At 65.0% G+C, this 25,323-nt stretch carries 21 protein-coding genes; 1 reads left to right on the plus strand and 20 read right to left on the minus strand.

The features are described 5' to 3' along the window. Nucleotides 1–186 precede the first annotated feature (186 nt). The 19 genes from PT85_RS13390 to PT85_RS13480 form a co-directional block, all read right to left on the minus strand. Nucleotides 187–1,428 (minus strand): helix-turn-helix transcriptional regulator, encoded by a 1,242-nt coding sequence (locus PT85_RS13390; RefSeq protein ID WP_234702710.1) that lies wholly within the window; start codon nt 1,426–1,428, stop codon nt 187–189. Nucleotides 1,429–1,546: 118 nt separating this feature from the next. Beyond that, the gene (locus PT85_RS13395; protein WP_197058171.1) at nt 1,547–2,716 is read right to left on the minus strand and encodes a helix-turn-helix transcriptional regulator; all 1,170 of its coding nucleotides are present in this window, start codon (nt 2,714–2,716) and stop codon (nt 1,547–1,549) included. A gap of 11 nt (nt 2,717–2,727) precedes the next feature. After that, on the minus strand, nt 2,728–5,145 hold the full coding sequence (locus PT85_RS13400; RefSeq protein WP_039606899.1) for an efflux RND transporter permease subunit: 2,418 nt from the start codon (nt 5,143–5,145) through the stop codon (nt 2,728–2,730). 9 nt (nt 5,146–5,154) lie between these two features. After that, nucleotides 5,155–6,123 carry a WD40/YVTN/BNR-like repeat-containing protein gene (locus tag PT85_RS13405; RefSeq protein WP_039606900.1) on the minus strand — a complete coding sequence of 323 codons (969 nt, stop codon included), beginning with the start codon at nt 6,121–6,123 and terminating at the stop codon, nt 5,155–5,157. A 188-nt stretch (nt 6,124–6,311) separates the two neighbouring features. Further along, on the minus strand, nt 6,312–7,514 hold the full coding sequence (locus PT85_RS13410) for an acetyl-CoA C-acyltransferase (protein WP_039606901.1): 1,203 nt from the start codon (nt 7,512–7,514) through the stop codon (nt 6,312–6,314). Between the two features lie 11 nt (nt 7,515–7,525). Continuing rightward, nucleotides 7,526–7,996 (minus strand): MaoC family dehydratase, encoded by a 471-nt coding sequence (locus PT85_RS13415; protein WP_039606902.1) that lies wholly within the window; start codon nt 7,994–7,996, stop codon nt 7,526–7,528. A gap of 10 nt (nt 7,997–8,006) precedes the next feature. Continuing rightward, on the minus strand, nt 8,007–8,792 hold the full coding sequence (locus tag PT85_RS13420) for an SDR family oxidoreductase (RefSeq protein ID WP_039607041.1): 786 nt from the start codon (nt 8,790–8,792) through the stop codon (nt 8,007–8,009). 231 nt (nt 8,793–9,023) lie between these two features. Continuing rightward, entirely contained in the window at nt 9,024–9,908 is an 885-nt protein-coding gene (locus PT85_RS13425; RefSeq protein ID WP_039606903.1) for an SDR family oxidoreductase, read from the minus strand. 164 nt (nt 9,909–10,072) lie between these two features. Beyond that, nucleotides 10,073–11,224 carry an acetyl-CoA C-acetyltransferase gene (locus PT85_RS13430; protein ID WP_039606904.1) on the minus strand — a complete coding sequence of 384 codons (1,152 nt, stop codon included), beginning with the start codon at nt 11,222–11,224 and terminating at the stop codon, nt 10,073–10,075. A gap of 3 nt (nt 11,225–11,227) precedes the next feature. Then, nucleotides 11,228–12,286: an acyl-CoA dehydrogenase family protein gene (locus tag PT85_RS13435; RefSeq protein WP_039606905.1), complete on the minus strand. Its 1,059-nt coding sequence runs from the start codon at nt 12,284–12,286 to the stop codon at nt 11,228–11,230. 10 nt (nt 12,287–12,296) lie between these two features. Beyond that, nucleotides 12,297–13,463, minus strand: a complete 1,167-nt coding sequence (locus PT85_RS13440; protein WP_039606906.1) for an acyl-CoA dehydrogenase family protein — start codon at nt 13,461–13,463, stop codon at nt 12,297–12,299. A gap of 10 nt (nt 13,464–13,473) precedes the next feature. After that, complete coding sequence (locus tag PT85_RS13445) at nt 13,474–14,226, minus strand: enoyl-CoA hydratase family protein (RefSeq protein WP_039606907.1); 753 nt, start codon at nt 14,224–14,226, stop codon at nt 13,474–13,476. Continuing rightward, complete coding sequence (locus PT85_RS13450) at nt 14,223–15,338, minus strand: NAD(P)H-dependent flavin oxidoreductase (protein ID WP_039606908.1); 1,116 nt, start codon at nt 15,336–15,338, stop codon at nt 14,223–14,225. Before PT85_RS13450 ends, PT85_RS13445 begins: the two co-directional genes overlap by 4 nt. After that, on the minus strand, nt 15,335–16,246 hold the full coding sequence (locus PT85_RS13455; protein ID WP_039606909.1) for an enoyl-CoA hydratase: 912 nt from the start codon (nt 16,244–16,246) through the stop codon (nt 15,335–15,337). The genes PT85_RS13450 and PT85_RS13455 overlap by 4 nt, the downstream gene beginning before the upstream one ends. Further along, nucleotides 16,243–17,052: a CoA-transferase subunit beta gene (locus PT85_RS13460; RefSeq protein WP_039606910.1), complete on the minus strand. Its 810-nt coding sequence runs from the start codon at nt 17,050–17,052 to the stop codon at nt 16,243–16,245. The genes PT85_RS13455 and PT85_RS13460 overlap by 4 nt, the downstream gene beginning before the upstream one ends. 12 nt (nt 17,053–17,064) lie before the next feature. Beyond that, on the minus strand, nt 17,065–17,940 hold the full coding sequence (locus PT85_RS13465) for a CoA transferase subunit A (RefSeq protein ID WP_039606911.1): 876 nt from the start codon (nt 17,938–17,940) through the stop codon (nt 17,065–17,067). Further along, entirely contained in the window at nt 17,937–18,851 is a 915-nt protein-coding gene (locus PT85_RS13470; RefSeq protein ID WP_039606912.1) for a VOC family protein, read from the minus strand. The genes PT85_RS13465 and PT85_RS13470 overlap by 4 nt, the downstream gene beginning before the upstream one ends. 286 nt (nt 18,852–19,137) lie before the next feature. Further along, nucleotides 19,138–20,076: a bifunctional OB-fold nucleic acid binding domain-containing protein/MaoC family dehydratase gene (locus PT85_RS13475; protein WP_039606913.1), complete on the minus strand. Its 939-nt coding sequence runs from the start codon at nt 20,074–20,076 to the stop codon at nt 19,138–19,140. A gap of 2 nt (nt 20,077–20,078) precedes the next feature. Continuing rightward, the gene (locus tag PT85_RS13480) at nt 20,079–21,290 is read right to left on the minus strand and encodes a thiolase family protein (protein ID WP_039606914.1); all 1,212 of its coding nucleotides are present in this window, start codon (nt 21,288–21,290) and stop codon (nt 20,079–20,081) included. 184 nt (nt 21,291–21,474) lie between these two features. Between PT85_RS13480 and PT85_RS13485 the strand changes: the two genes are divergently transcribed. Then, nucleotides 21,475–23,562, plus strand: coding sequence for a PQQ-dependent dehydrogenase, methanol/ethanol family (locus PT85_RS13485; RefSeq protein ID WP_197058173.1), 2,088 nt, complete (start codon nt 21,475–21,477; stop codon nt 23,560–23,562). 76 nt (nt 23,563–23,638) lie between these two features. Here the strand turns inward: PT85_RS13485 and PT85_RS13490 are convergent, their stop codons facing one another. Further along, nucleotides 23,639–25,291, minus strand: a complete 1,653-nt coding sequence (locus PT85_RS13490; RefSeq protein WP_052237683.1) for a DUF1302 domain-containing protein — start codon at nt 25,289–25,291, stop codon at nt 23,639–23,641. Nucleotides 25,292–25,323: the final 32 nt, after the last annotated feature.

Below are 25,323 nucleotides of genomic sequence, written 5' to 3' on the forward strand. Positions count from 1 at the left end.
CTCAGGCCTTGTTCTTGTTAGCGGGTGTGGCGGGTTAAACCACACGTGACATGGCGATAATCGGCAACATGACGAGGTGCTTCATCCCTCAGATGGACTAGATCGACTCCTTATGGAAGGTATGAGGGGAGCCGCGGCAGCAGGCGTACCCCTCCGCGGCGAAAGTCAGGCGGCGCTGCCCAGTGGTCAGCGAACATCACGGATGCGCGGGCGCGGCAGGGTCACAACCGGGATCTTGAGCGGGGCAAGCTGGCTGCCACCCAACGCCACCACACTGTTAAGCATCACGCGAACCAGCTCGGCCTGACGCCGTACGCCAGTCTTCGAAAAGATGGCACGAAGGTGCGCCCGCGCCGTGTTTCGCATGATGTTCAGGTTCTCCGCAGCCTCCTCCAGCGACAGACCGTTGGCCAGCTCCAGCGCCAAAGCGGTTTCCGCAGGGGTAAAGTTGAAGAGTTGTTTTGCCACGGTGTTGTTGACCTGGGACCTGCCGACCGAATCTCGCACGTAGAGCACCACGGCCGGCTGGCCTTTGCCCTCCACCCAATCCACTGATGGCATTGCTTCGGCCACCACCCCGAGGTTGACCTCGCCGGAGGGGCGCGAGATTGACAGCGCATCGCGCTCCAGGGGGCGCTGCCCCTGGTGCGCGGCAAAGGCTTCATTGATCAGCTTGTGCAGCTCCCGGTTATCACTCGGATAGGTCGCCTCCAGGCGTCCGCCAACGAGCTTCAGACCGTCAGCGCGCTCCAGCAGCTCCTGGGCCACCGCATTTAACCGCAGTACTGAACCGCCTTTGTCCAGCACGATGGTTGCGACCGACAAACGGGTTATCGCCTGTGAGTAAAGCGTACCTATCATCTCGCTGCGATTGAGAAGGTTATGCATATGCAGGCTGCGGCGCAGATGCGGCAGCAGCATCTGGCAGACTTCACGATCACGGGCATCAAATTCGGGGGAGTTGTGGGGGCGAGTGATGCGCAAGCGGACCAGCCCGGAGTCAGGCGTAGAGATATCCGCACCCATCAGGTGGTACACATTGTAGTTACGACACAGCTCGCGGTAGTAGTGTGACGTCTGCCAGTCTGCTTCCGACAGCACGTCCAGCTCGGTAAAAACAGTGTCTGCGGGCTGATGTCCGAAGGGGGTAGAACCCTCCTGATACGCCTGGTAGCAGAGCCGGCCGTGCTCCTTGTAATTACCAGCCACCAGCATCAGGCCCAATTCTTCTATACCGACAACTTTCAGAATCAGCGTTACGTAATTGCCACGGAAGTAGACTCTCAAGGCATCCAAGGCGCGGGTCAGCGCTTCATTATCGAATGCACCCTCCTGCAGAATACTCACCAGCTCGTCATACTCGGTCAGTGACAGCTGTTCGTTGTCAGATACTGGAACAACGTTTTTGGAAGTCATGGACAGCGACATAGTCTGCATATCTAACCTCGCTTGCTGTCGGCCACGGGAACCTCAGCAGTTATTGTTATTTTCGATTTGTTCCGGCTGTAGCGGGCATGGAGCGCGCGTGCTACGTCCTGAAGTTTTTTCAGTGTTTACCCTGAGTTACCCCCCCTAGGCTGACTACGCTATTCAGAATGATGCGAACCAGATCCGTCTGACGCCTGACCCCGGTCTTTGAAAAAATTGCACGCAGGTGCGCCCGAGCTGTATTGCGCCTGATTCCGAGAGACTGGGCGGCCTCCTCCAGCGAAAGCCCGTTAGCCAGCTCTATCACCAGGGCCGTTTCCGACGGGGTTAAGCCGAACAACTGACGCGCCAGCGCATCGCTTAGAAGCATCCGCTCCTCAGCGTCTCGGACATAAACCAAGAGCACAGGTTCTTCTCCATCATCACGCCATTCACCTGCCGGTACGGGCTCGACCACCAGACCCAGACCCACCCGGCCAGAGGGCCGCGAGATGGACAATGCCTCAGTTGACTCGGCAGTTCCGTTAACGCCCCGGCGAAATGCACCACGCAATAGCTGATACAAGCGCTGGTTGTCGCCGGGGTAGTACGCCTCCAAGCGACCACCAACACTTTTCAGTCCGTCACCGCTGGCTAGCAGCTCGCGAGCTACCTGGTTCTGCTCAACGATTCTGCCGCCGGCATCGACAACAAGCGTGGCAACTGACAGACGTCCGATGACCTTAGAGTAGATCGAGCAAAGCGATTCGTTTCGCCCAAGCAGCACATTCAGGCGCAGTACACGGGACAGATGTGGCACAAGGCGTGCGCAGAACGCCTTCTCGGCTGCGGAAAAGTCGGGCGCCGACTCCGGGCGCGTGATCCGCATACGGAACGTGCCGCTGCCGGATGGGGCGATATCTACCCCAAGCACGTGGAAGACATCGAAAGTCGCGCAGTAGCTTCGGTAGTACGGCGATTCACGCCACGTCCGAACATCCATCAGATCGCCGACGCTGAATACCTGATTAGGCGGAAGATTCACAAATGGCGTGACCTCGTGAGGATAATCCAGATAGGTGATACGCCCCCGCCCCTCGATATCGCCAAAGACGATCATCAGCCCTTGATCCGAATCCTCGCCTGGCGGCCGCAGTATCAGCGTCACGTAATTTGCGGCGAACAACTCGTGCAGTGCGCTCAATGCCTGTTGCCAGCCCTGTTCCTCCAGGGCCGCGGCGTACAGCTTGCCAAGCAGGCTGTCGTAGCTATCGATAAGCTGCGGCACCGCCATTGCGAGGGCTATCACCGCCTGATCCTCTACGCTCGCCGCATGGCAATGGTCTTGCGACGTGGAGCAACCGCTACAGCCGCCGCCGGTCTTGGTTTCGCCTTGACCAGCCGTGCCGAGCGGTCGAACCAGGCCGCCAACCCTGGCAACAGGAATATCGCTCCGAACACGTTAACCAGGAACATGAAGGCCAGCAGGATGCCCATGTCGGCCTGAAACTTCAGTGGTGCGAAGGCCCAGGTGCCGACACCCACCGACATGGTGAAGGCTGTGAACAGCGCCGCCGTACCGCGCTGGCGCATCGCCTCGTAGAACGCCGTGCGCAGGTCCTTGCCGGCCGCCAGCTCGTGCTGCATTCGTTCGTACAAATAGATGCCGTAATCGACGCCGACGCCGACCCCGAGCGCCAGCACCGGCAAGGTGGAAACCTTCAGGCCGATGCCGAAGCTCGCCATCAGCGCATTGCAGAGCGTCGCCACGATCGCCAGCGGCGTGATGATGCACAGCACGGCGCGGAACGAGCGGAACGTCAGCCAGCAGAACAGCGCCACCGAACCGAGCAGTGCGCCATGCATCTGGACCTCGGCCTGCTTGACAGCCTCGTTGGAGGCCGCCATCACGCCCGCGTTGCCGCCGGCCAGCTTGAATTGCACTTTGCTCTGATCCACACCGGCAAGGATGCGCTCGATCTCCGAAACCGCATGCTCGATGGTCTCGCCGCTGTGGTTCTGCAGGAAGACCAGAATCTGCATGGTCTGGCAGCCGTCCAGCACCAGGCCATGGGCCTGCGAGTAGGCCATCGAGCCAGGCTGCAGCCCGCGCTGGGCGCCGGGAATCGCCGCCCAGCGTGGATTGCCTTCGTTATTGCTGGCGATCGCGACTTTGCCCATACCCGCCACGCTCTGGACCGACTGTACGCCGGCGATGCTGCGGGCCTGAAAATCCACCTGTTCCACCGCTCGCATCACGTCGGGATCCAGGCAGGCCTCCTGAATGCCGGGTACCTCGGCATAGATGGACAGCACGTCCAGGCCGATCGAATAGCTGCCGATGATCTGCGCGTTGTCCCGGTTGTAGCGCGAGTTGTCGCGCAGCTCCGGGGCGCCGGTACCGACATCGCCGACGACCAGATCGCGGCTCTTCCAGGTTCCGGCCAGGAGCAATACCAGGCTGACGGCGAATACGACCAGCGCCGGGCCGGGCGTAGCCACCACCGACAGCTTCCACCACAACGCATGGCGCGCACCGACCGTCTCGTTACTCTTCGCCACGGCGCCGGGCTCGAGGCGCATGTGGGAGATGATGATCGGCAGCATCAGTTTGTTGGTGATGATCATCAGCATCACGCCGATGCACGCCGTCAGCCCCAGCTCACGCACGATCGGAATGTCGATCAACATGATCACGCCAAAGCCCAGCGCATTCATCAGCAGCGCCAGCGCACCCGGGACGAAGATTTTGCAGAAGGCCGCGTGGGCCGCATCCTCCGAGCTGCTGCCCGCCAGGACATCCTGCTTCCAGGCGTTGGTCATCTGCACCGCATGGGACACGCCGATCGAGAAGATCAGGAAGGGCACCAGGATCGACATCGGATCGATGCCCAGGCCCAGCACCGGCAGCAGCCCAAGTAGCCAAATGACCGGCAGCAACGCCACCAGCAAGGCCACTACCGAGAGCTTGAACGAGCGACAGTAGATCCACAGCAGCGCTGCGGTAATGAAAAACGCAATAACGAAGAAGCCGATGACCGCGACCAGGCCATCCACTACATCACCGACCAGCTTGGAGAAGCCGACAATATTGAGTTCGATGTTTTCGTTATCGAAACGCTCACGAATCTGTTCCAGCTGCCTTGCGATCTCGGTATAGGAGACCCGTTCGCCTGTCTGCGGATTGATCTCCTGCAGATCGGCGCGGACCATTGCCGCGCTGAGATCGTTGGCTACCAAACGGCCGATCTGCCCGGAGCGTGCAGTGTTGTTACGGACCTGCGCCAGATCTTGCGGAGTACCGCTGAACTGCGGCGGAACAACCACATCGCCCACATAGCCTTGTTCAGTGATTTCGATGTAGCGCACGTCAGGTGTGAACAACGAGCGTACGCTCGCGCGCCGAACGCCCGGAATGAAGAACACTTCATCGGTCACCTTACGAAGCGTTTCGAAGAATTCCGTGTTGTAGATGTCTCCCTCACCCTTCCAGCGCACGCTCACCAGAATGCTGTTCGCGCCGGAAAATATCTCGCTGTAATGCAGGTAGTTGCGCATGAACGCATGCGATATGGGGATCTGCTTGTTGAAGCCCGGATCCAGGCGGACATGGGTTGCGCTGTAGCCCAGCGCCAGGGTGATCAGCACGAACAGCGCAAGCAGGGGCTTTCGCCACTCCAGCAGGCCGTTGGCGCAGCGTTCGACGACACGGTCGACCAGGCGAGTAGGGTTCTTCATGGCGATTCCTTAGTGACCGGCGGCGAAAAGGCTGTTGAGTTGAAGCGCCAGCCCGCGCTGGCCGGCGACCACCAGTCGACCGTCTCCGAGCATGACCGCGGACGTGAGCGTGTCCTGACCTTTCAGGTAACCCGTCGTGGTCAGTTCGCCGGTTTCGTCGAGCCAGGCATAGGCGCCGCCGCTGCCAACGATCAGCACACCGTTATCTGCCGTCCGCACATGACCGTAGAGAGGCAGCTTGTGCCCCAGCTCTACCTGTTCCCAATGGGCGCCATCGTCATGGCTTACAAACACATGGCCGCGCATGCCGTAGGCCACCCAGCTACGCCCGGCAAGCCGCGAGACACCGAACAGTGAGCCGTCATAGAAAGGCTCTACCTGCTCCCAGGTGGCCCCGCCGTCCTGCGTGCGCAAAACCAGCCCCATCTCTCCCACAAGAATGCGGCGGCCGTCCGCAGCACCGTCCATGCTGTTCAGGTGCTCGCCATTGATCGGCAAATCCTGCTTGCTCCAGGTCTGTCCCGCATCGTTGGACACAAAGAACTTGCCGAAACTGCCGAACGCGTAGATCCGCTTTCCGTCACTGCTCCAGAGCCCGAGCAGCGGTTCTCCGAGCTCGGCATCGTGGAGCGTCGCGGCCCAGTTGCGACCGCGGTCGGTGCTGCGCAGAACGAGGTTGTCATGGCCAACCGCAAGCAACGTATCGGTACCGAAAGCCGCAACGGCGGTGAGCGTCACCGGCTCTCGAACCGCTTCGTGACGAGGCTTCCAACTCCTGCCGCCATCCTCGCTGAACAAGATGACGCCCCGTTCGCCGACTGCCACCAGCGTCTCGCCGAGCCGGGTCAGGTCATTGATGTGGAGGCGCGAGACATCCAGCGCTGTGCTTGCTGTGGCTTCGTCGCTACGAGGCGAGAAGGCGAAAACCACCAGGACCGCGACGACAAGACAGAATGAATAGCTGATCAGTTTGCTCATGGCACGCCATCCTCTTCTGGGCGCTCTGACTTCCTGGGTCGAAGCGGCGCCCGTTGTTCTTGTTCTGTGTTCAGCCAACGCTTGTCCGCTACCCGGGGTGCGGCCTTTACCCGATCTTGTGCCGGCGCGCGACGAGCAACATCGTCCAAATGGGTTACACCCTGGATCAGCTGCCCGCGCCGGTTGGATCAGGGCAGCTCGAACAGCCCTGCCGCGCCCATTCCACCGCCGATACACATGGAAACCACCACGTATCGGGCACCGCGGCGGCGCCCCTCCAGCAAGGCGTGGCCGACCATCCGCGCCCCGCTCATACCGAACGGGTGACCGATGGCGATCGCGCCACCGTTGACATTCAGACGCTCGTTGGGAATTCCAAGTGCGTCGCGGCAGTGCAGCACCTGGCAGGCGAAGGCTTCGTTGATCTCCCACAGGTCGATGTCGGAGACCCGCAGGCTAAAGCGCTCCAACAACCTGGGCACCGCATACGCAGGACCGATGCCCATTTCCTCGGGCTTGCAGCCGGCCAGTGCAATGCCGCGGTAGATACCGAGCGGCGTCAGCCCACGACGCCTGGCCTCGTCGCGGCTCATCAGCAGGCTGGCGGCGGCACCATCGGAGAGCTGAGAGGCGTTGCCCGCCGTGATATGAGCCCCCTGCTGTACCCACTTGCCGCTCTTCCAAACCGGGCTCAACGACTGCAATGCCTCGAGCGTGGTACTGGCGCGATTGCACTCGTCCCGGTCCGCGACGACCGATTCGTGCCCGTTCGGGTTGCCCTCCTTGTCGAACAGCAGCCGGCTGGCTGTGAGCGGCACAATCTCGTCGGCGAACAGACCGGCCCGCTGGGCCGCTGCCGTGCGCTGCTGGCTCTGCAGAGCGTACTCGTCCTGGGCCAGGCGACTGATGCCGTAGCGGCTGGCGACGATCTCGGCGGTCTCGATCATCGGCATGTAGGCAGTCGGCATGACTTCAAGCACCGCTTCGGATTGTGCGCGGTAGGCGTTCTTATGCTTGGTCTGGGTCAACGAGAGAGACTCCACGCCGCCAGCGACCGCAATATCCAGCTCACCGCAGGCGATCGACTTGGCCGCCACGCCGATCGCCATGAGCCCGGAGGCGCACATGCGGTCCAGCGCCATGCCGGGAACGCTGTCGGGCAAGCCGCCGGTGTATGCGCACAACCGCCCGATGTTGAATCCCTGGGTGCCCTGCTGTACTGCGGCGCCCATGATGACGTCGCCCACCTCACCCGGCGCGACGCCCGCGCGCTCGACCACCGCGCGAACGACATGACCACCGAGCACCGGCGCCTCGGTATCGTTGAACGAACCCCGGAAGGACTTGGTCAGGGCGGTACGCGCGGTGGAAACGATCACAGCTTCTTGCATGACAACATTCCTCATGGAGCAGGGTTGAAGGTGTAGCGACTGATGGTGTCCACCACGCAGCCAGGGCGGTCACTGCCATCGATCTCGACGGCAACGCGCACCACGACCTGCAGCGCGCCGTTGGCAAGCGTCTCCACGGCCGTGATCTCGCCCGCGCCACGCACGCGCGCGCCGACCTTGACCGGCGCCGGGAAACGCACCCGGTCGCAGCCGTAATTCACGCCCATCAGCAGGTTGTCCACACGCATCAGCTGCGGCAGAAAGAAATTCACCAGGGACAGCGTCAGGTAACCGTGGGCGATGCAACCGCCGAACGGGCCGCTGGCGGCGCGCTTCGGATCGACATGGATCCACTGGTGATCGCCGGTGGCCTCGGCGAACTGGTTCACCCGCTCCTGCTCGATGAGCAGCCAGTCGGTTGCCCCGAGGGGCTTGCCGACGGCCTCACGCAGTTGCTCGGCGTTAGCGAATACAGAGGTCATGACCGGCTCCTCAGGCGTGTTGCGAACTGACTGAAAGCACTTCGCCCACCATGTAGGAGGCGTAGTCGCTGGCCAGGAACATCATCACGTTGGCCACCTCCCAGACCTCGGCGGCGCGGCCGAACGCCTCGCGGCTGGCAAGTTGCTCAAGCAGCTGCTCGCTGGAGGCCTTCTTCAGGAAGTCATGCAGGGCGATGGACGGTGAGACCGCGTTGATACGCACGCCGAACTCGGCAGCCTCCAGCGCGCTGCAGCGCGTCAGCGCCATCACTCCGGCCTTCGCCGCAGCGTAGTGAGCCTGTTCCTTCTGTGCCCGCCAGCCGAGCACCGAAGCGTTGTTGACGATCGCTCCACCACCGCGCTGCTGCATGTGCGGCAGCATCGCGCGGGTCATGCGGAAGGTCCCTGTGAGGGTGATATCCAGCACCCGCGTCCACTCTTCGTCGCTCATCTCGGCAACGCGTTTCTGGCCACCGAGTCCGGCGTTGTTGATCAGCACATCGACACCCCCCAGGGCCTGCTCGGCCGCGGCGACCAGCGCCTGGACCTCTTCTTCGACGGTGACGTTGCACAGCTGACCGTAGATCGCCTGCAGGCCGGTTTCGGCCTTCAGCCGCTCCACCGCCTCTTCCAGGCGACGTGGATGAATGTCGGAAATCATCAGTGCCCGGCAGCCCTCTTCGGCACTGCGGCGAGCCGCCGCATAGCCGATGCCGGCGCCGGCAGCAGCGGTGATCAGAACGGATTTGCCAGCCAGCAACTGGTGGCCAGGCACATAGGCAGGAGCTTGTCTCACGATGTCGACCTCAGGAATGAACAACCTTGAGGTCATCTAAACGCGCCGGCCGGCGGGCCGGCATCGTCAAAACGGACGGGGTGGTGAAGCGGGTCCGTGTACAGCCGGTGGACCGGGGTTACATAGGGTGGAAAACGGCAAAGCCTTTTCCGCCGTCGGCCGCGACCTGGTGGAAATTCGCTGTGCGAGATTTCCACCCTGCGGCGAGAACAGCCAACCGGGATGGCTGTTTCAGCTGCCCCAGACCTTCTGCGCCGGCGGCGCCTCGGCGAGGATCTGGGCGATGGCCGCGCCGACTTCCGTGGGCTGCCAGCGCTCACCCTTCTCGCGCGTGACGCCCGTGCGCCAGCCATCGGCGAGGGAAATGCGGCCGCCTTCGGCCTCGAACACACAGCCACTGACCTGTGCGGACTCGACCGAGGCGAACCAGGCGAGCACGCTGGAGACGTTTTCCGGCGCCCAGTAATCGAAGCTGCCGTCCTCGGGTTTGGCCATGCGCGTCGCCATTGCCTCGACTGCGGTCGTCATGCCGGTGCGGGCAGCGGGCGCCACGGCGTTGGCAGTGATGCCATAACGGCCGAGCTCGGCCGCCTGGTTCAAGGTCAGCGCGGCGATACCGGCCTTGGCGGCCGCATAGTTGGACTGGCCGATCGAGCCCTGCAAGCCGGCGCCGGAGGTGGTGTTGATGATCCGCGCATCGACCTTCCTGCCGGCCTTGCTCTGGTCCCGCCAGTAGTGCACGGCGTGAGAGCTGATGCAGAAGTGGCCTTTCAGGTGCACGGACATGATGGCGTCCCAGTCGGACTCGGTCATCGAGGCGAACATGCGGTCGCGGTTGATCCCCGCGTTGTTCAACACCACGTGCAGGTCGCCGAAGGTCTCGATGGCCTGGCGTACCGCGTTTTCACTGTCGGCGTAGTGGGTGATGTCGGAGGTATTCACCACCGCGCGGCCGCCCGCGGCGGTGATCTCGTCGACCACCCGCTGCGCGGCCGCCTGGTTGATGTCGTTGACCAGCACGCAGGCGCCTTCGGCGGCGAAAACCCGCGCATGCGCGGCACCCAGGCCGCCACCCGCGCCGGTGATGATCACCACGCGATCGTTGAGAATTCCCATGATTTGCTCCTTTAAAGATTTGAGGGCCGCCCTAACGGTCGCAGGCGCCTGCCAGCGCGTCGCGAGCGCCGGTCAGGCAAGGCGAAATCAGCTGAGGAAGCGGAGTTTGCCGAGGCAAATGAGCATTCCACGGCCGATTTCAACGCCGCAGCGTTGGCTGCGCCCTACAACCGTTCGATGATGGTGACATTGGCCTGCCCGCCGCCTTCGCACATCGTCTGCAACCCATAGCGCCCGCCGGTGCGTTCGAGCTCGTGCAGCAGGGTCGCCATCAGCTTGGCGCCGGTGGCGCCCAGCGGGTGGCCGAGCGCAATGGCGCCGCCATTGACGTTGGTGCGCGCGGGGTCGTAGTCCAGCTCCCGTTGCCAGGCCATGACCACGGAGGCAAATGCCTCATTGATCTCCACCCGGTCGATGTCGTTGACCGTCATGCCGGCCTTGCGCAACGCATGGCGCGTCGCTTCGATCGGCGCGGTCAAATGCCAGATTGGATCATCGCCGCGCACCGAAAGATGATGGATGCGTGCCCTCGGCGTCAGCCCGTAGCGCTTCAGCGCAGTTTCCGAAACTACCAGCAGCGCCGCCGACGCATCGCACGTCTGGCTGGAGACCGCCGCAGTGATGTCGGGGTACTGGGGATCGACCGGCTCCAGCGCCGCCATCTTTTCCAGCGTGCTGTGGCGGGGCGTTTCGTCGGTGCTGACGCCTTCCAGCGGCACGATCTCACGGCTGAAATGCCCGGCCTCTATGGCCGCCAGCGCACGCCGATGGCTTTCAAGAGCGAAGGCTTCCATCTGGCCGCGGTCGAAACCCCAGTGCCGGGCGATACGTTGGGCGGCATAGAACTGGTTTACCGGCTGGTCACCAAACCGTGCCTGCCAGCCGCGGCTGCCGGAGAACGGATCGGCAAAGCCGAGCGGCTGCCCGGCCAGCATTGCCGAGGAAATGGGAATCTGCGTCATGGTCTGCACGCCACCGACGGCCACCACATCCTGGGTGCCGCTCATGACGGCCTGGGCGGCGAAATGCAGCGCCTGCTGGGACGAGCCGCACTGACGGTCAACCGTGGTGCCCGGTACGTTCAGCGGCAGACCGGCCGCCAGCCAGGCGGTACGAGCGATGTCCCCTGCCTGCGAACCGATGGTGTCGACGCAGCCGAAAATCACATCGTCGTACTCGTCAGCCGGTATCAGGTTGCGCTCTACGAGCGCCTTGAGCACATGCGCCCCCAGGTCAATGGCATGGACGTGGGCCAGGCCCCCCTTGCGCTTGCCGGTGGGGCTGCGCAGCGCGTCGACGATATAGGCTTGGGCCATGACTCATTCCTCGAAAGTGAATTGCGGACCGACGGGGGCACTGTCGGCGAGGAGGGTCGTGGCCACCCGCGATTTGTGGCAGGCCCGATCGCCCCAGGCCGAGTCCAGCGCCCAGGCACGCTTCATGAACATCTGCAGGTCGACTTCCCAGGTGTAGCCCATTGCCCCGTGCACCTGGATGCCGTGGCGTGCTGCCAGCCAGGCAGCCTCGCAACAGGCCAGCTTGGCGTGTGAAACATGCACATCGACCTGCTTATCGCCGCTCGCCAAAGCATGGGCGGCGCGGTAGAGCACCGGCTTGGCGAACTCGATCTTGCTGGCGACATCGGCCAGGTGATGCTTGATCGCCTGGAAGCTGCCGATCGGCTTGCCAAACTGCTTGCGCTGCACTGCGTAGTCCACCGACAAGTCGAGCATGCGCTGGGCCAGGCCCATGCTCTGCCCGGCTACCGCCAAAGCCCCCCGGTTGAGCGTGGCACGCCACAGCGGACGGCCTGCCTCCGCATCCGCCATGCGGGTCTGTTCCGTCGGATGCCAGCTGATTCGGCTGAGTCGGCGTGAGCTGTCGATGCTCGGATTACGCTCGATGTCGACCTGGGCGCGGGGCACCGCATGCACTTCGCCGCCATGTTCCAGCAACAGCACCCCGGCCAGGTGCGCATCGGCGACCAGCAGGTTGACCGGATGGCCGACCGCGATGCGCACAGCGCCCTCGGCGATCTTTTCCAGCAACTCGCCACGGCGCGGCGTGCTTTCGGGCAATCCGGTGAGCAGGCCGGTCGCGACGTAGGCGGTATCGGCCAGCGAGTCCGGAATGGCGTAGTAGCCCAGCTCCTGCGTCAGCAACGACCAGGCGATGTCGTCCATGCCCAGCCCGCCCTGCGCCTCGGGTACCGAAAGCGCCGTCAGCCCCTGCTCGGCCATCTTGCGGCGCAGTTCCGGCGAGCGGCCCTCTTCGGTCTCCCAGATGTCGCGGAGCATTTCCGGCGGTGCCTCGGTCATCAGGAAACGACTGATGGCGTCGCGAAAGGCGAGCTGCTCCTCGGTAAAAGTGAAATCCATGTTCGCCCCCTCAAGCTTTCGGCAGGCCGAGCATCCGCTCGGCGATAATGTTGCGCTGGATTTCGTTGGTGCCGGCGTAGATCGGCCCCGCCTGGGCGAAGAGAAAGCCCTCCAGCCAGCTGCCGCCATCCACGGCTTCGGGCGCATTGCCCCGCAGCTCTCCGCGGGCACCGAGAATGCGCATGGCCGTCTCGTGCATCTTCAGGTCCAGCTCGGACCAGACCACCTTGTTGATGCTCGACTCGGCGCCGATCTTCGCGCCTTTGCCGATCAGCCCGACGGTGTGATACGCCGAGTACGCATAGGCCTGGGCCCCCATCCAGCTGTCGATGACCGCATCGCGCAGCCCCGGATCGCGCTCGGCGACTTCCGGGTGCGCCTTGTAAAGATCCACCAGGCGCTGAGCCGTCTGCTGGAAGCGTGCCGGCGAGCGCAGCAACAGGCCCCGCTCGAAGCCGGCCGTGGCCATCGCCACGTTCCAGCCCTGCCCTTCACCGCCAACCAGGTTCGCCGCCGGCACCCGGACATCGTCGAAGAACACTTCGGCGAAGGCGTCCTTGCCGTTGAGTGCCTTGATCGGTCGGATGGTTACCCCGGGCGCGTCGAGCGGCACCAGCAGATAGCTCAGCCCATGGTGGCGGCTACTGGCCGGGTCGGTGCGGAACAGACCGAAGATCCAGTCGGCGAACGTGGCTCGCGTCGACCAGGTCTTCTGCCCGTTGACCACGTAGTGGTCGCCGTCCGCGGTTGCCTTGCTGCGGATCGCCGCCATGTCGGATCCGGCGTTCGGCTCCGACCAACCTTGCGCCCACATGTCTTCGCTGGAGGCGATACGCGGCAGAAAGCGGCGCTTCTGTTCCTCGGTGCCGAACTCCATCAGGGTCGGGCCAAGCAGCAGTTGGCCGTTCTGGTTCACGCGCATGGGCGCGCCCGCGGCGTAGTACTCCTCCTCGAAGATCAGCCACTCGATCAGGTCGCAGCCCCGCCCGCCCAGGTGTTCCGGCCACATGACCATGGACAGGCGGTTGGCATACAGGCGCCCTTCCCACTGGCGGTGCTGCTCGAATCCCTCGCGGGTGTCGTAACTGGCCAGCGGTGTGCGCGGCACGTTGTCTCTGAGCCACTCGCGCACTTCGCTGCGGAAGGCCTTCTGGGAATCGGTATAGGTCAGCTGCATGGCGGCGCTCTCAGAACTGGGTATCACGTTTTTCGACGAAGGCACGGCGGGTCTCGGCCGAGTCCGGCTGGGTGTACGCCTCGAGGGTGAAGCCCTGCTCCCAGCGGTACTTGGCTTCCAGATCGCCATCCTCGATGCCGTTGAGCGCCTCCTTGGCGATACGGATCATCGCCGGGCTCTTGGCCGCGATCCTGGCAGCGATCTCCCGGGCGGCGGCGGGCAGCTCGTCGCGCTCGACCAGCCGTTCGATGAAGCCGTACCGCATGGCGTCCGGCGCACTGACCTTCTCGCCGGTGAAGAACATGTGGCGCACCTTCTGCACAGGAAACAGCCGCTGCAGGTGCGCGCCGCCACCCATCGCTCCGCGGTCGACCTCCGGCAAGGCGAAGGTGGCGCAGCGCGAGGCCACCACAATGTCGGCCGCGCCGGTCATACCGATGCCGCCGCCGAGCACGAAGCCGTGCACGGCGACGATCACCGGCACCCGGCAGCGGTGGATGGCCTTGAAGGTGGCGTAATTGCCGGCGTTGACCTTGACGATTCGCTCCGGGTGGGCGTCCAGCTCCTTGATGTCGACGCCGGCGCAGAAGCCGCGCCCCTCGGCCCGCACGATCAGTACGCGCACCTCGGGGTCGGCGCCGAGTTCGTCGATCCGGGCGGCAAGGGCCAGCCATTCATTGCTGTCCAGCGCGTTGACCGGGGGTTTGGCCAGCACCAGCTCCGCGATGCCCTGGTTGATCTCGACCTTGAATACGCTACTCATGCGTGAACCCTCTGCTGTTCATTGCCCGGCGCGCTGGCCGGATCCAGTGGCAGGCGTGCGTACAGACGCTGCAGGCAGCGTTCGGCTTCGCCGGCGATCTGTTCGATGAGCTCCTGGCAGCTCGGCAGGTTGTCGATGGCGGCGGCCACCTGACCGCTGGGCAGGATGCCCTCGTCGGGCACGCCCTCGACCATCGAGCGCTCCAGGAGTACCGGCTGGTTGGCCGCCATGACCACTTGCGAGAGCGTCGAGGGGTCTTCCCTGATCGCCTTGAAGAGAGTCTTGAACATGTGCGCACTGCTCATGCCGGTCTGCGCCTGCCACTTGCGCGCACTGCGCAGGGCAATCAGCAGTCGGCCCATGGGGCTGGCCTGCTCCAGGCGGCGGATGAAGGGGTTGTCGATCATTCGATGGCGCATGCCATCCGCCGCCAGGGTGACACGGATCTGCTGGGTGTCGTTGACAGCCAGGTAGCGCTCCAGGGTGGCGCGAGGGGTCGGCGAGTCGGATGTCATCAGAAAGCGCGTACCCATGGCGATGCCCTCGGCACCGGCGGCCAGCGCCGAGGCCAGGCCGCGTCCGGTGGAGTAGCCGCCTGCGGCGATCACCGGTACCGAGACTGCATCGAGCACCTGCGGCAACAGGATGGTGGTCGGCACGCCGCCGGTGTGCCCGCCGCCCTCGCCACCCTGAATGGTGACCATGTCCGCGCCCAGCTCCACCGCCTTCTGCGCGTGTTTGAGCGCACCGACCGTGGGAATGCACAGCACGCCAGCCTCCTTGAATCGGGCAATGGTGGCCTTGTCCGGCCCGCGACCGTAGCTGACCGCGCGCAGGCGATACTGGATGGCCAGGTCGACGCACTGGGCGGCGTTGTCCTGGAACATGTGGAAGTTCAAGCCGAAGTTGCTGGTGCCGGTGGCCTGGATGACCTTCTTGATCTCGCCCTCCAGCGCCTGCGCGGGAATGGTCGCACCGGCCAGGAAGCCAAAGCCGCCGGCCAGGGTCGTGGCGATCACCAGATTGGCGTCGGCCACCCAGCCCATGGCGGTCTGCACGATCGGGTAGCGGCAACCGAGGGCTTCGGTCAGGCGGGTCTGCAGCATCGTCATGTGGCTTCTCCCCGGCCGGCCTGCGCCTTGTTCGCCTGCGCCATGGCCTTGCCGTCGTAGCCGCCCAGCTTGTCGCCGGAAACCAGCTCGTTGTGGACGTGCGCGAAGTGGTGCCAGGCGAACGCCGCCTCCATGCCAGTGCGCTTGCCCTGCAGGTCCTCGATGTGATTCACCGCCTGCTTGCTCAGCGCCAGGCCCATGCGTGGCTGGGCGGCGATGCGCCGAGCGATGTCCAGGGTCTGCTGCTCCAGCGCCTCGCGCGGGACCACGCGGTTGACCATGCCCAGTTCGTAGGCGCGCATGGCCGGCATGCGCTCGCCAAGAAGGAGAAACTCCTTGGCGATACGCGGGTGCATCTCGAAGGCATGGGCGAAGTACTCGACGCCCGGGATGCCCATGCGTACCACCGGATCCTGGAAGAATGCATCTTCGCTGGCGACGATCAGGTCGCAGACCCAGGCCAGCATCAGACCGCCCGCGACACAGGCGCCCTGCACCATGGCGATGGTCGGCTTGGGAATCTCCCGCCAGCGCCGACACATGTTCAGGTACACCTCCTGCTCGCGTACGTACAGGAATTCGCCGCCCGGCTTGTTGCTGTGGTCCCACCACAGGTGCTGGCGCTCGAACGACCTGTTGACGTCGCGGCCCGGGGTGCCGATGTCGTGCCCCGCCGAGAAATGCTTGCCGGTACCGCCCAGCACAATGACCCTGACGCCATCGTCGTCCACCGCGCGGCGGAAGGCGGCATCCAGCGCATAGGTCATCTGCGAGTTCTGGGCATTGTTGAACTGCGGTCGATGCAGGGTCAGGATCGCCACGCCGTCCTCGACGCGATACCGGACCGGCTCATCGGTTTCGTAGACGGCCGTGTCCGACCGCTCAACGAACGCGTCGTCTCGGCTCATCCGGCGATCTCCTCTGCAGTGCGAATGCCGCGCGGGTTGCCTTTGAGCTGCTTGCTGCGCAGATCGTGCGGATCGAGTCGCTGGATGATCGCCAACTGCTCGGCAGTCGGATACGGCGTCTCGCCCATGCCCTCGGCCTTGCGCAACGGGAAGCCGGTACGCGCCTGCACGGTGTCGAAATCCACCCCGGGGTGCAGCGAGAGCACCTGGCAGGCGTGGCCCGGGCCGTTGAAGTCCATCACGCAGAGGTCGGTGATCACCCGCCCGATGCTCATCAGCTCGCGGCGCATGCCGGGCCCCCAGCGCTCTTCCTTGAAGCCCACTCCGGACACCATGTCCACCTCGCCGGCGACGAAGGCCCGGGGGCTATGGTTCGGCACGAAGAAGGAGTTCTTGTGGTTGATGCTGTTGCCCGGCAGGCCCCGCACGCCGAGCATCGCCACCTTCGGCCGGGCGTAGTCGCCGACCACCGACAGGTTGGTCTGCGCCCAGCGGTCGACCTGGGTCGGCCCGATCATCGCGTGGCGACGACCGTGCCAGACGCACTCGAAGATGCGCTCGAAGGGCATGTAACCGGCGTACTTCGGCTGGAAGTCGCCGCGCGGACCGACCGGCACCGGCTCCTCGACCAGATACGCCTCGCTATCGGTCATCAGCAGGTCCGGGTTATGGCTCAGCTTGGCCAGGCTGGCGCCCAGTCGGGGAATGATGCCCAGCCCCGAGGCGAGCAGCTCGCCGTCATCGCGCCAGGCCTCGGCGGCGGCCACGATCATCAGTTCGGCGAGGCTGAAAGTGTTATCCGACATGCTCATGCTCCTTCAGAAAATCGGCAGCGGCAGGCTGGCTAGACGCGCGGTCCCGCCATTGCGCTCGCGATAGGCGGCCTCGTCGCAGGTGACGTAGGTGTCCAGGTAGCGTTGCCAGCCGCTTTCCTCGCCGGCACTGGCGACGTAGTCCTTCAGGTGCTGCATGTCCCAGCCGTAGTCGGGGGAACAGCTGGTCGGGTGCGCGCCCTGCGGCGCTTCGACCACCCCGGTGACCAGCGAACGCTCGAAGGTGTTGAAGCGTGCGGTTTCGGCATCCAGAGAAAGCCGCTCCTCGACCGCTTCGGCCGAGACGAAGCACTGCTTGGCGGCCCGCGCGAACAGGTGATCGAAGTACGCGTCGGTGCCGGTGACCAGCGTATTGCCAAGGCGGTCGGCGCGATTGACGTGAACGAAGGCGACGTCCAGCTCCAGCGCCGGCATCGCCAGCAGCACCTCGCCGTCGTCGTAGGGCGAAGTCACGGTGCGCAGCGCCGGGTTATGCGTCAGCACATCGGTGGCCAATCCGGCGCGCGCCGGCAGGAACGGCACGCGCATGCCGGCGGCCCGCAGCCCCCACTGGAACAAGCCCTCGTCCAGTTCCATGACATCAACGAAGCCGGCTTCACGGGCCTTGCGGAAATACGGCTCCAGGGGAATTGCGTCGAGCGTGGCGAAACCGAAGATCAGTTTGCGAACCTTGCCAGCCGCCAGCAGCATGCCCACTTCCGGGCCGCCATAGGCGACTACGGTCAGGTCCTTGACCTCGCTGCGCAGGATCTCGCGAACGATGGCCATTGGCTTGCGCCGCGGACCCCAGCCACCGAAGCCGACGGTCATGCCATCACGCAGCTGACCCACCACATCGCTCAGCGTCATCAGCTTGTTCATTGCGCGTCTCCTTGCGCAGCGGCCTGGCGGCCGACCGAGAAGTCATGACCCCAGACGCTCACCCGGGTGAATTCGAAGGCGCTGTGCTCGCTCCAGTCCACCTGCAGCCCGCCACAGCCGTACTCCAGGTCGAAGCCGGACGGCGTCTTCATGTAGAACGACGTCATGCGGTCGTTCAGGTGCTGGCCGAGCGTCGCCGACAGCGGCACGCCGTGGGCCGCGACACGGTCGTGCGCGCGGCCGACCTCGGTCATGTTCTCCACTTCCACCATCACGTGAACGCATTTGCTCGGCACGTCGTACTCGGCAATCGCCAGGCTGTGATGGCGCGCATTGGCGCAATGCAGGAAGTGGATGCGCACCGGCGGCGCGTCGGGCGCCGGCTTGAAATTGAAGACGTCCGAGATTTCGAAACCGAGCAGGTCGCGGTAGAACGCGCGGCACTCATCGAAGCACGGCGCCGGCAGCACGGTATGCCCGAGCCCCATCTCGCCAGTGATAAAGCGCGGCACGCCCTGCGGCGAAACGAATGGAAGGCAGTCGGAGCGATGTCCCCAGGTCAGTTCGTGGCGGTTGCCCGCCGGGTCGCGCACGATGGCCAGCGCCTGCACGCCCCGCTGCTCGCACAGCGCCGCATCGCCCAGCTCGACGGCGACATCGGCGTCGCGAAGGCGTGCCAGCATCGCCACGAAGGCGCGCTCGCCGGACAGTTCCCAACCCGAAGCCACATAGCCTGCGGACGGGCCCTCCAGGATCAGCATCCGAAACGGACGCTCATCCATCTTCACGTACAGGCCGCCGCCGGGCGCCGGGCTGGTCATCATGCCCAGCACGTCCTCGGCATAGCGCTGCCAGGCGTCCAGGTTTTCGATCTGAGCCACGAAATAGCTCAGTGCGCGGATATCGGTCATAGGTTCACTCCACATGCGCCTACGTTGGGCTTGGGAGGATTGTCCTGCCGATGTCCGGGGGGCTCATCGTCCGTTGAGACTAACAGCGGCAAGGCTCGCCGCCTTGCCCGGCGGGGCTCCGGCAGCGCCGGAGCCGGTCCGCGATGGCGAGCCTCGCGCGCGCTCGGACAAGGCTGCGCGTATTCCGTCATGGGGATGACGCGCTGCTGACCCAGCCGATCGAGCGCGCAAAAAAAAGACCGTCCCTGCCCAAGCATGAGACGGTCAAAAGGGCACAGCCCGCAGCTCACATGTAGAGGATGACCAGATCGTTGATCACGGCCGGCCGCTCCTGTCCCACCACGTGTACGTTGAATTCCAGGGTCAGTTGGGTACCCCGCTTGTTGCGCTCGACCGCCTTGACCCGGCAGCGCGAGTGCACCAGCGATCCGGCCGGCACCGGCGAGGGGAAGCGCAGGCGGTCGGAGCCGTAGTTGACCATGTTGGTGAAGCCGGTGATCTCGAACGGCAGCGGTACCTGCATGCGCGACATGATCACCTGCACCAGCGCGCCGTGGGCGATGGTGCCGCCGAAGGGGCCTTCCTTGCGCGCCCGCTCCGGATCGGTGTGGATCCAGTAGTCGTCGCCCGACAGCTCGGCGAAGGCATCGATCAGCGCCTGGTCGACCAGCACCTGATTGCTCCAGTCGGTGAACGCTTCCGAGACCAGCGCCTGCAGCGCCTGCTCGTCGCCGACGTCGATCTGCCGGCGTGGCGGGCGCTCATCGGGCTTCACCGGGGCGGGCGCGCGCACCACCTCGTCGATGAAGTCCAACGCAACATCGGCTCCGGTGTAGCGCAGCAGAACGGTGCCATCGTCCTTCACCTGGGCGCGCACCGGCTTGACCGGCATGCCGATCTCGATCGCTTCCGGCGCCAGGCCCACCAGCGTGGTATTGATCCGCACGCCCTGCTCCAGCTCGACCACCGCGAGGATCTGCGCATCCGGCCCGGCGAACTCCGGTAGCGTGGGGATGCGCGCCACGGTGAAGGTGTAGAGCGTGCCGCGGCCGCTGACCTCTTTCCAGGTCAGGTCGTGGGCCAGGCAACGGGCGCAGTGCCGGCGCGGGTAGAAGTTCCAGGCTTGGCAGGCGTTGCACTGCTGCAGCTGAATGCGACCCTCCTTGAGCCCGTTCCAGAACGGCGCGGAAATCTCGGTCATCACCGGCATGGGTTTGTTCGACATGGTCAGGCTCCCTGGAGAATCAATGCGCCCTGCTCGCTCATGACACCGCCGGTGCCGGTCACGAACACGTTGTCGCAGGTCTTCAGCTGGCGATCCCCGGCGCGGCCGGCGATCTGGTGAAAGGCTTCGATGACCTGCGACATGCCGCCCGCGGCACCGGCCTGGCCGAAGCTGAGCTGGCCACCGTGGGTGTTCATCGGGAAGCTGCCGCGCCAGGTGAGGTCATGCTCGCGCACGAAGCGCATGCCCTCGCCCTTGGCGCAGAAGCCGGCGTCCTCCAGGCTGAGCAGCACGGTGATGGTGTAGCAGTCGTAGATCTGCGCGGCGTGCATGGCGGCGGGCTTCAGCCCGGCCATGGCGAAGGCGCTGCGCGCCGCCGGGCCGACCGGCGTTTCGGTCATGTCCGGCGAGTAGCTCGGCGACTTGTAACCCAGGCGTTCGCCGAACCCCGTGACCACCGCGCCGCGGTTGCGCGCCTTGGCCATCAGCTCCTTCGAGGCGACGATGACCGCTGCGCCGCCGGCCACCGGCATGACGATCTCCAGCACATGCAGCGGATCGGCGACCATGCGGCTGTTGAGCACGTCGTCGATGGTCAGCGGCTGGCCGCAGAAAATCGCATCCGGATTGGCCTGGGCGTTGGTGCGCTGATCCACGGCGATCTTGGCCAGGGCAACCGGGTCATAGCCATAACGCGCCGCATAGCGCTGCGCGATCATTGCGTAGCCGGTGTTCTGGCCCATGTGTCCATACGGCAGGTCGAACTCGGCCTCGGGTGCGCCATAGTTCGTGCTGTGACCGCCGAAGCGCATCGCACGCATCATCGCCGTAGGGTCTTCGTCCGGGCCCATCGGCGCCATCCTTGCCGGCATCACGCACAGCACCGCCTGGCACAGGCCCAGCTCGATGGCCGCCGCCGCACGCCAGACCATGCCCATGCCGGTACAGCCACCGAGGTCGACGACTTCGGCGAAGTTCACCGCCAGCCCGAGGTATTCCGCCGCCATCGCCGGCACGAACACCGACGCCTCGTGAAAATGCGGGCCGTTGATGACCAGCCCGTCGAGGTCCTCGGCCCTGAGGCCGGCATCGTGCAGCGCACGTGCGGCCAGGTCGGCCACCTGCTCCAGGTGGAACATGCGCGGCGCCGTCGCGTACTTCTCCGGCTTGTACTGTGCGGCGCCCACGATGGCCGCCTGCCCTTTGAGTCCCATGCTTCGCTACCTCGTCTCGAACGCCCGGTGAGCTTCTTGCGCAGCCTGGCCGGCGGCGCGGTTGCCGTTGTCCCACGCAAAGGTGCCAGCGGGTGTTTCGCTGGGCATCGTCCATAAGGTCTAGGGGGCACAGACGATCGGCTACGCCATACGGACGAGGTTCGCCTCCCGGGGCCAGCCGATCATGGGCTTTACCGAGCCAAACAAGGACGCTGCCATGTCACCTCGATCACTGCCCCGGCTGTTGCCACTCGCGCTGGCGATCTGCGCTTACCGCTTGGTGGCGGCCCCCTTGCCCGACCAACCCTGGCCGCAGCACGGGCGGGATGCCGCCGAGGCACGCTTCTCCCCGTTGGCACAGATCGACCGCTCGAATGTCAGCCGGCTCGGTCTGGCGTGGCAGTTCAGGTTTGATCGCCCGCGCGGCGTGCAGGCAACCCCGCTGATGGTCGGCGAGACGATCTACGTCAGCGGCCCCTGGGGCGTGGTCTATGCGCTGGATGCCCGCAACGGCAATCTACGCTGGCAGCACGACCCGCTGGTGCCGGCGCACAAGGCCGCAGTGGCCTGCTGCGACGTGGTCAATCGTGGCGTCGCCGTGGCCCACGGGCGCGTCTTCGTCGGCACGCTCGACGGCCGCCTGCAGGCGCTGGATGCACAGAGCGGCGAGCTGCTCTGGTCGACGCAAACCACGCCACCGGAACGCCCCTACACCATCACCGGGGCACCACGAGTGGTCGGTGATCTGGTGATGATCGGCAATGGCGGCGCCGAGTACGGCGTGCGCGGCTATCTCTCGGCCTACGATGCCGCCAGCGGCAGGCTGCGTTGGCGCTTCTACACCGTGCCCGACAACCCGGCCGAAGGGGCGGATGGCCAGATTTCCGATGAGCCACTCAGGAACATCGCCCTACCGACTTGGAGCGGCCAATGGTGGTTGCTCGGAGGCGGCGGCACGGTGTGGGATTCGATGGCCTACGATCCGGAGCTGGACCTGCTCTACTTCGGCGTCGGAAACGGATCGCCGCATGACCGCGACCTGCGCAGCCCTGAAGGCGGTGACAACCTGTTCCTGTCCTCCATCGTCGCGGTGCACGCAAAAACCGGCGAGTACGCCTGGCACTACCAGACCACGCCCGGCGACAGCTGGGACTACACCGCCACCCAGCACATGATCCTCGCCGAACTGCGCCTCGATGGGCGACTGCGCAAGGTGCTGATGCAGGCGCCAAAGAACGGCTTCTTCTACGTGCTCGACCGTGAGACCGGCGAACTGCTGAGCGCGGCCAATTACGTGCCCACCAGTTGGGCCAGCCATGTGGACGTGGTCAGCGGCCGCCCCGTCGAAGTGCCGGGCGCACGCTACCCCGCGGGACAGACCGCAGCCATCACACCCTCGCAGATCGGCGGGCACAACTGGCAGCCGATGGCCTGGAACCCGCTCACCGGGCTGGTGTACATACCGGCGCAGGAAAGCCAGGCGTACATGATCAAGACCCAGCCGTTTCGCATCGAGCCCGGGCGCTGGAACACCGGCATCCAGGATCATCCGCTGCCGACCGATGCACAAAGCCTCGCGCAAGCACGCCAGGGGATGCGCGGCCACTTGCTTGCCTGGGACCCGATTAAGCAGCGCGAGGCCTGGCGCACCCAGCAGCCTGGCCTGTGGAATGGCGGCGTGCTGACCACCGCGGGGCGCCTGGTGTTTCAGGGCCAGGGTGGTGGCGGCCTGCACGCCTACGATGCCGAAAGCGGCGAACGGCTCTGGCAGAGCGACACCTGGCTCGACATCCTCGGCGGCCCCATCAGCTACCGCCTCGACGGCGTGCAATACATTGCGGCCGCCGCGGGCTTCGGCAGTTCGATGCACCTCTCCGCCAGCGCACTGCTACCTCGCCAGGGCCTGCCGGCAAACGGCGGTGTGTTCGTCTGGAAGCTCGACGGCAAGGCGCAGTTGCCCGAGCCGCAAACGCGCCCGCCGATGCCGCCGCTGCCTGCCGTCACGGCCGATCCCGCCACGCTGCAGCAGGGCGCGCAACTCTACACCCGCTACTGCATGGTCTGTCACGGCGCGGCCGCGGTCGCCGGCGCGGGTATTCCCGACCTGCGCCACTCGGCGTATCTGCAGAGCGCCGATGCCTTTCGCCGGCCGCCGCTCGAAGGCTTGCTCGAGGGGCGCGGCATGCCCTCTTTCGCTGGCAGCCTGGATCGGGAAGCGATCGACTCGATTCGCGCCTATGTCATCCACAGCGCCCGGGACACATCGAAATGACCCAACAGTACTGACCTGCCGAGACGAGAAAACCCGGCCGAGGCCGGGTTTTCTTTTTCCTTCGGGCTGACAACGGCTAGAAGGCGTACTTGGCCGCCAGGGTGACGTAGTCACGATCGGCCAGCTTGCGGCGAATCGGGTCAGGATCGCCGAGGAACGCGTTGTAGTTGAGCGCCACCTCGAAGTTGCCCAGCCGGCGGAAGGTGGTGCCGAGGCTCAGGCGCATGTCGCCCTTGGCACCCTGGATGGCGCCTTGCAAAGGGGTCGCTCCTTCCGCCACATGGGAGAAGCGCACCGGCACGATCATGTCCCAGCCATTGGCAACGCCCGGGTAGCTGAGCTCAACGCCGAGCTGATAGGCCGTGGCAGTCTTGCTCTGCCAGGCCGTGGCGGTGCGGTAGGTGAAGTCGTCACTGCCGCTCTGCGGGTGATCCTCCACGCTGTCGGCGCGCACATGGACGATTTCACCGGTAAGCGTGGTCTGACTCGCCCACGGCCGGTTGCCGAGAATATGGATAAAGGACACCTGCAGCTGCTGGCCACTGCCTCGGGTGTGCTGCGGCGCGCCCTGCGGGCTGAGGACGTTGACCGGGGCGCCATCACGATAGCTCCACTCGCCGCTGACCTGGGTGTCGCCCAGGCGCGTGGAGAAGCTCAGCCCGGTCATCTTGATGTCGTCGTAATAGTTGACGCGGTACTCGGTCGGCAGAGGCAGCATCAGCCCCGGCGCGACTTCCACCATGCCGTTGTAGGTGGTGATGCCGGCCGGGCTCTTGTCGTGGTAGCGGATGTGGAAGGCCGACAGCTCCCAGTCGAAGTTCGGCCGGTAGCGCACCTGCACGCCCCACTGACCGCTGTCACTGGGCTCGTCCGCGCCGGCATAGAGCACGCGCTGGTTGAACGTACCCAGCGGCCCCAGCGGAATGCCGACGATCAGGAAGTCGCGCCCCGGTCCGATGATGTCGGAGGTCGACAGGTAACTGCCCACCGGCGGCAGCTCGGTGCCCTTCCACTCGTACTGCACATAGCCGCCGAGGCTGAAGTACGGATTGACGTTCCACAGCGCCGAGACCTGGCCGACCGGCAGGATGATCTCCTTGACCTCCACCCCGGGCAGCGAACCCTTGACCGCATCCGCAGGCGACTGCGCGCCGGAGACGCCGGGGTAGAAGAGGCTTTCGCCCCAGGCGACGACGTGCCGGCCGGCATTCACGTCGAGGCTCTGGCCGTTGTCGAAGCGCCAGCCGCTGAACACATAGGCATCGAGGAAACGCGCCCGCTCGCCAGCGTAGTACTCGGTGCCGCTGGTGAATTCGTTGTAATCGCCGAACTTGTTCACCCGCTCCGGGGCGTCATGGTCGTTCTTGCCGTGATAGGCATCGTCGTAAAAGACGCTGGCGCGGACCACGGCGCCGTAGTTGTCCTTGCGCACGATCATCTCGCCCAGTGCGCTGACGCGATGGGTCACCAGGCTGCCGCGGTCGAAGTTGCGATTGCCGTCGTCGGCATTGATGTCGCGAAGCAAGGCGTCATCCTGCTTCTCGGCCCGCATGCCGATGCCGTAAGCAGTGATCAGGCTCCAGTCCAGTGTCGCACCGTTGTCGTAGAAGATGGTGTCGCCTGCCAGGGCTGCCGGCGCCTGAGACACCAGGCACACCGCCCAGGCGAGCGTCGCGATGCGGGACTCACGCGCCTGACGGCCAGGAAACAGTTTCTTATTGTTGTTCATCGTGTATCTCCCGAGTGGTGGTCAAAGACCGT

It is taken from the genome of Pseudomonas flexibilis (assembly GCF_000806415.1).
In the GTDB taxonomy this organism is placed as follows: Bacteria; Pseudomonadota; Gammaproteobacteria; order Pseudomonadales; family Pseudomonadaceae; genus Serpens; species Serpens flexibilis.

Bases quoted from the DNA above. Each gene is read 5' to 3' on its own strand.
- PT85_RS13465 (WP_039606911.1), bottom strand. From the start codon at position 17,940: ATGAACAAGCTGATGACGCTGAGCGATGTGGTGGGTCAGCTGCGTGAT.
- PT85_RS13410 (WP_039606901.1), bottom strand. From the start codon at position 7,514: ATGCAAGAAGCTGTGATCGTTTCCACCGCGCGTACCGCCCTGACCAAG.
- PT85_RS13450 (WP_039606908.1), bottom strand. From the start codon at position 15,338: ATGACGATGCTGCAGACCCGCCTGACCGAAGCCCTCGGTTGCCGCTAC.
- PT85_RS13415 (WP_039606902.1), bottom strand. From the start codon at position 7,996: ATGACCTCTGTATTCGCTAACGCCGAGCAACTGCGTGAGGCCGTCGGC.
- PT85_RS13475 (WP_039606913.1), bottom strand. From the start codon at position 20,076: ATGTCGAACAAACCCATGCCGGTGATGACCGAGATTTCCGCGCCGTTC.
- PT85_RS13490 (WP_052237683.1), bottom strand. From the start codon at position 25,291: ATGAACAACAATAAGAAACTGTTTCCTGGCCGTCAGGCGCGTGAGTCC.
- PT85_RS13480 (WP_039606914.1), bottom strand. From the start codon at position 21,290: ATGGGACTCAAAGGGCAGGCGGCCATCGTGGGCGCCGCACAGTACAAG.
- PT85_RS13485 (WP_197058173.1), top strand. From the start codon at position 21,475: ATGGGCTTTACCGAGCCAAACAAGGACGCTGCCATGTCACCTCGATCA.
- PT85_RS13430 (WP_039606904.1), bottom strand. From the start codon at position 11,224: ATGGCCCAAGCCTATATCGTCGACGCGCTGCGCAGCCCCACCGGCAAG.
- PT85_RS13455 (WP_039606909.1), bottom strand. From the start codon at position 16,246: ATGAGCCGAGACGACGCGTTCGTTGAGCGGTCGGACACGGCCGTCTAC.
- PT85_RS13440 (WP_039606906.1), bottom strand. From the start codon at position 13,463: ATGCAGCTGACCTATACCGATTCCCAGAAGGCCTTCCGCAGCGAAGTG.
- PT85_RS13400 (WP_039606899.1), bottom strand. From the start codon at position 5,145: ATGAAGAACCCTACTCGCCTGGTCGACCGTGTCGTCGAACGCTGCGCC.
- PT85_RS13425 (WP_039606903.1), bottom strand. From the start codon at position 9,908: ATGGGAATTCTCAACGATCGCGTGGTGATCATCACCGGCGCGGGTGGC.
- PT85_RS13435 (WP_039606905.1), bottom strand. From the start codon at position 12,286: ATGGATTTCACTTTTACCGAGGAGCAGCTCGCCTTTCGCGACGCCATC.
- PT85_RS13460 (WP_039606910.1), bottom strand. From the start codon at position 17,052: ATGTCGGATAACACTTTCAGCCTCGCCGAACTGATGATCGTGGCCGCC.
- PT85_RS13390 (WP_234702710.1), bottom strand. From the start codon at position 1,428: ATGTCGCTGTCCATGACTTCCAAAAACGTTGTTCCAGTATCTGACAAC.
- PT85_RS13470 (WP_039606912.1), bottom strand. From the start codon at position 18,851: ATGACCGATATCCGCGCACTGAGCTATTTCGTGGCTCAGATCGAAAAC.
- PT85_RS13445 (WP_039606907.1), bottom strand. From the start codon at position 14,226: ATGAGTAGCGTATTCAAGGTCGAGATCAACCAGGGCATCGCGGAGCTG.
- PT85_RS13405 (WP_039606900.1), bottom strand. From the start codon at position 6,123: ATGAGCAAACTGATCAGCTATTCATTCTGTCTTGTCGTCGCGGTCCTG.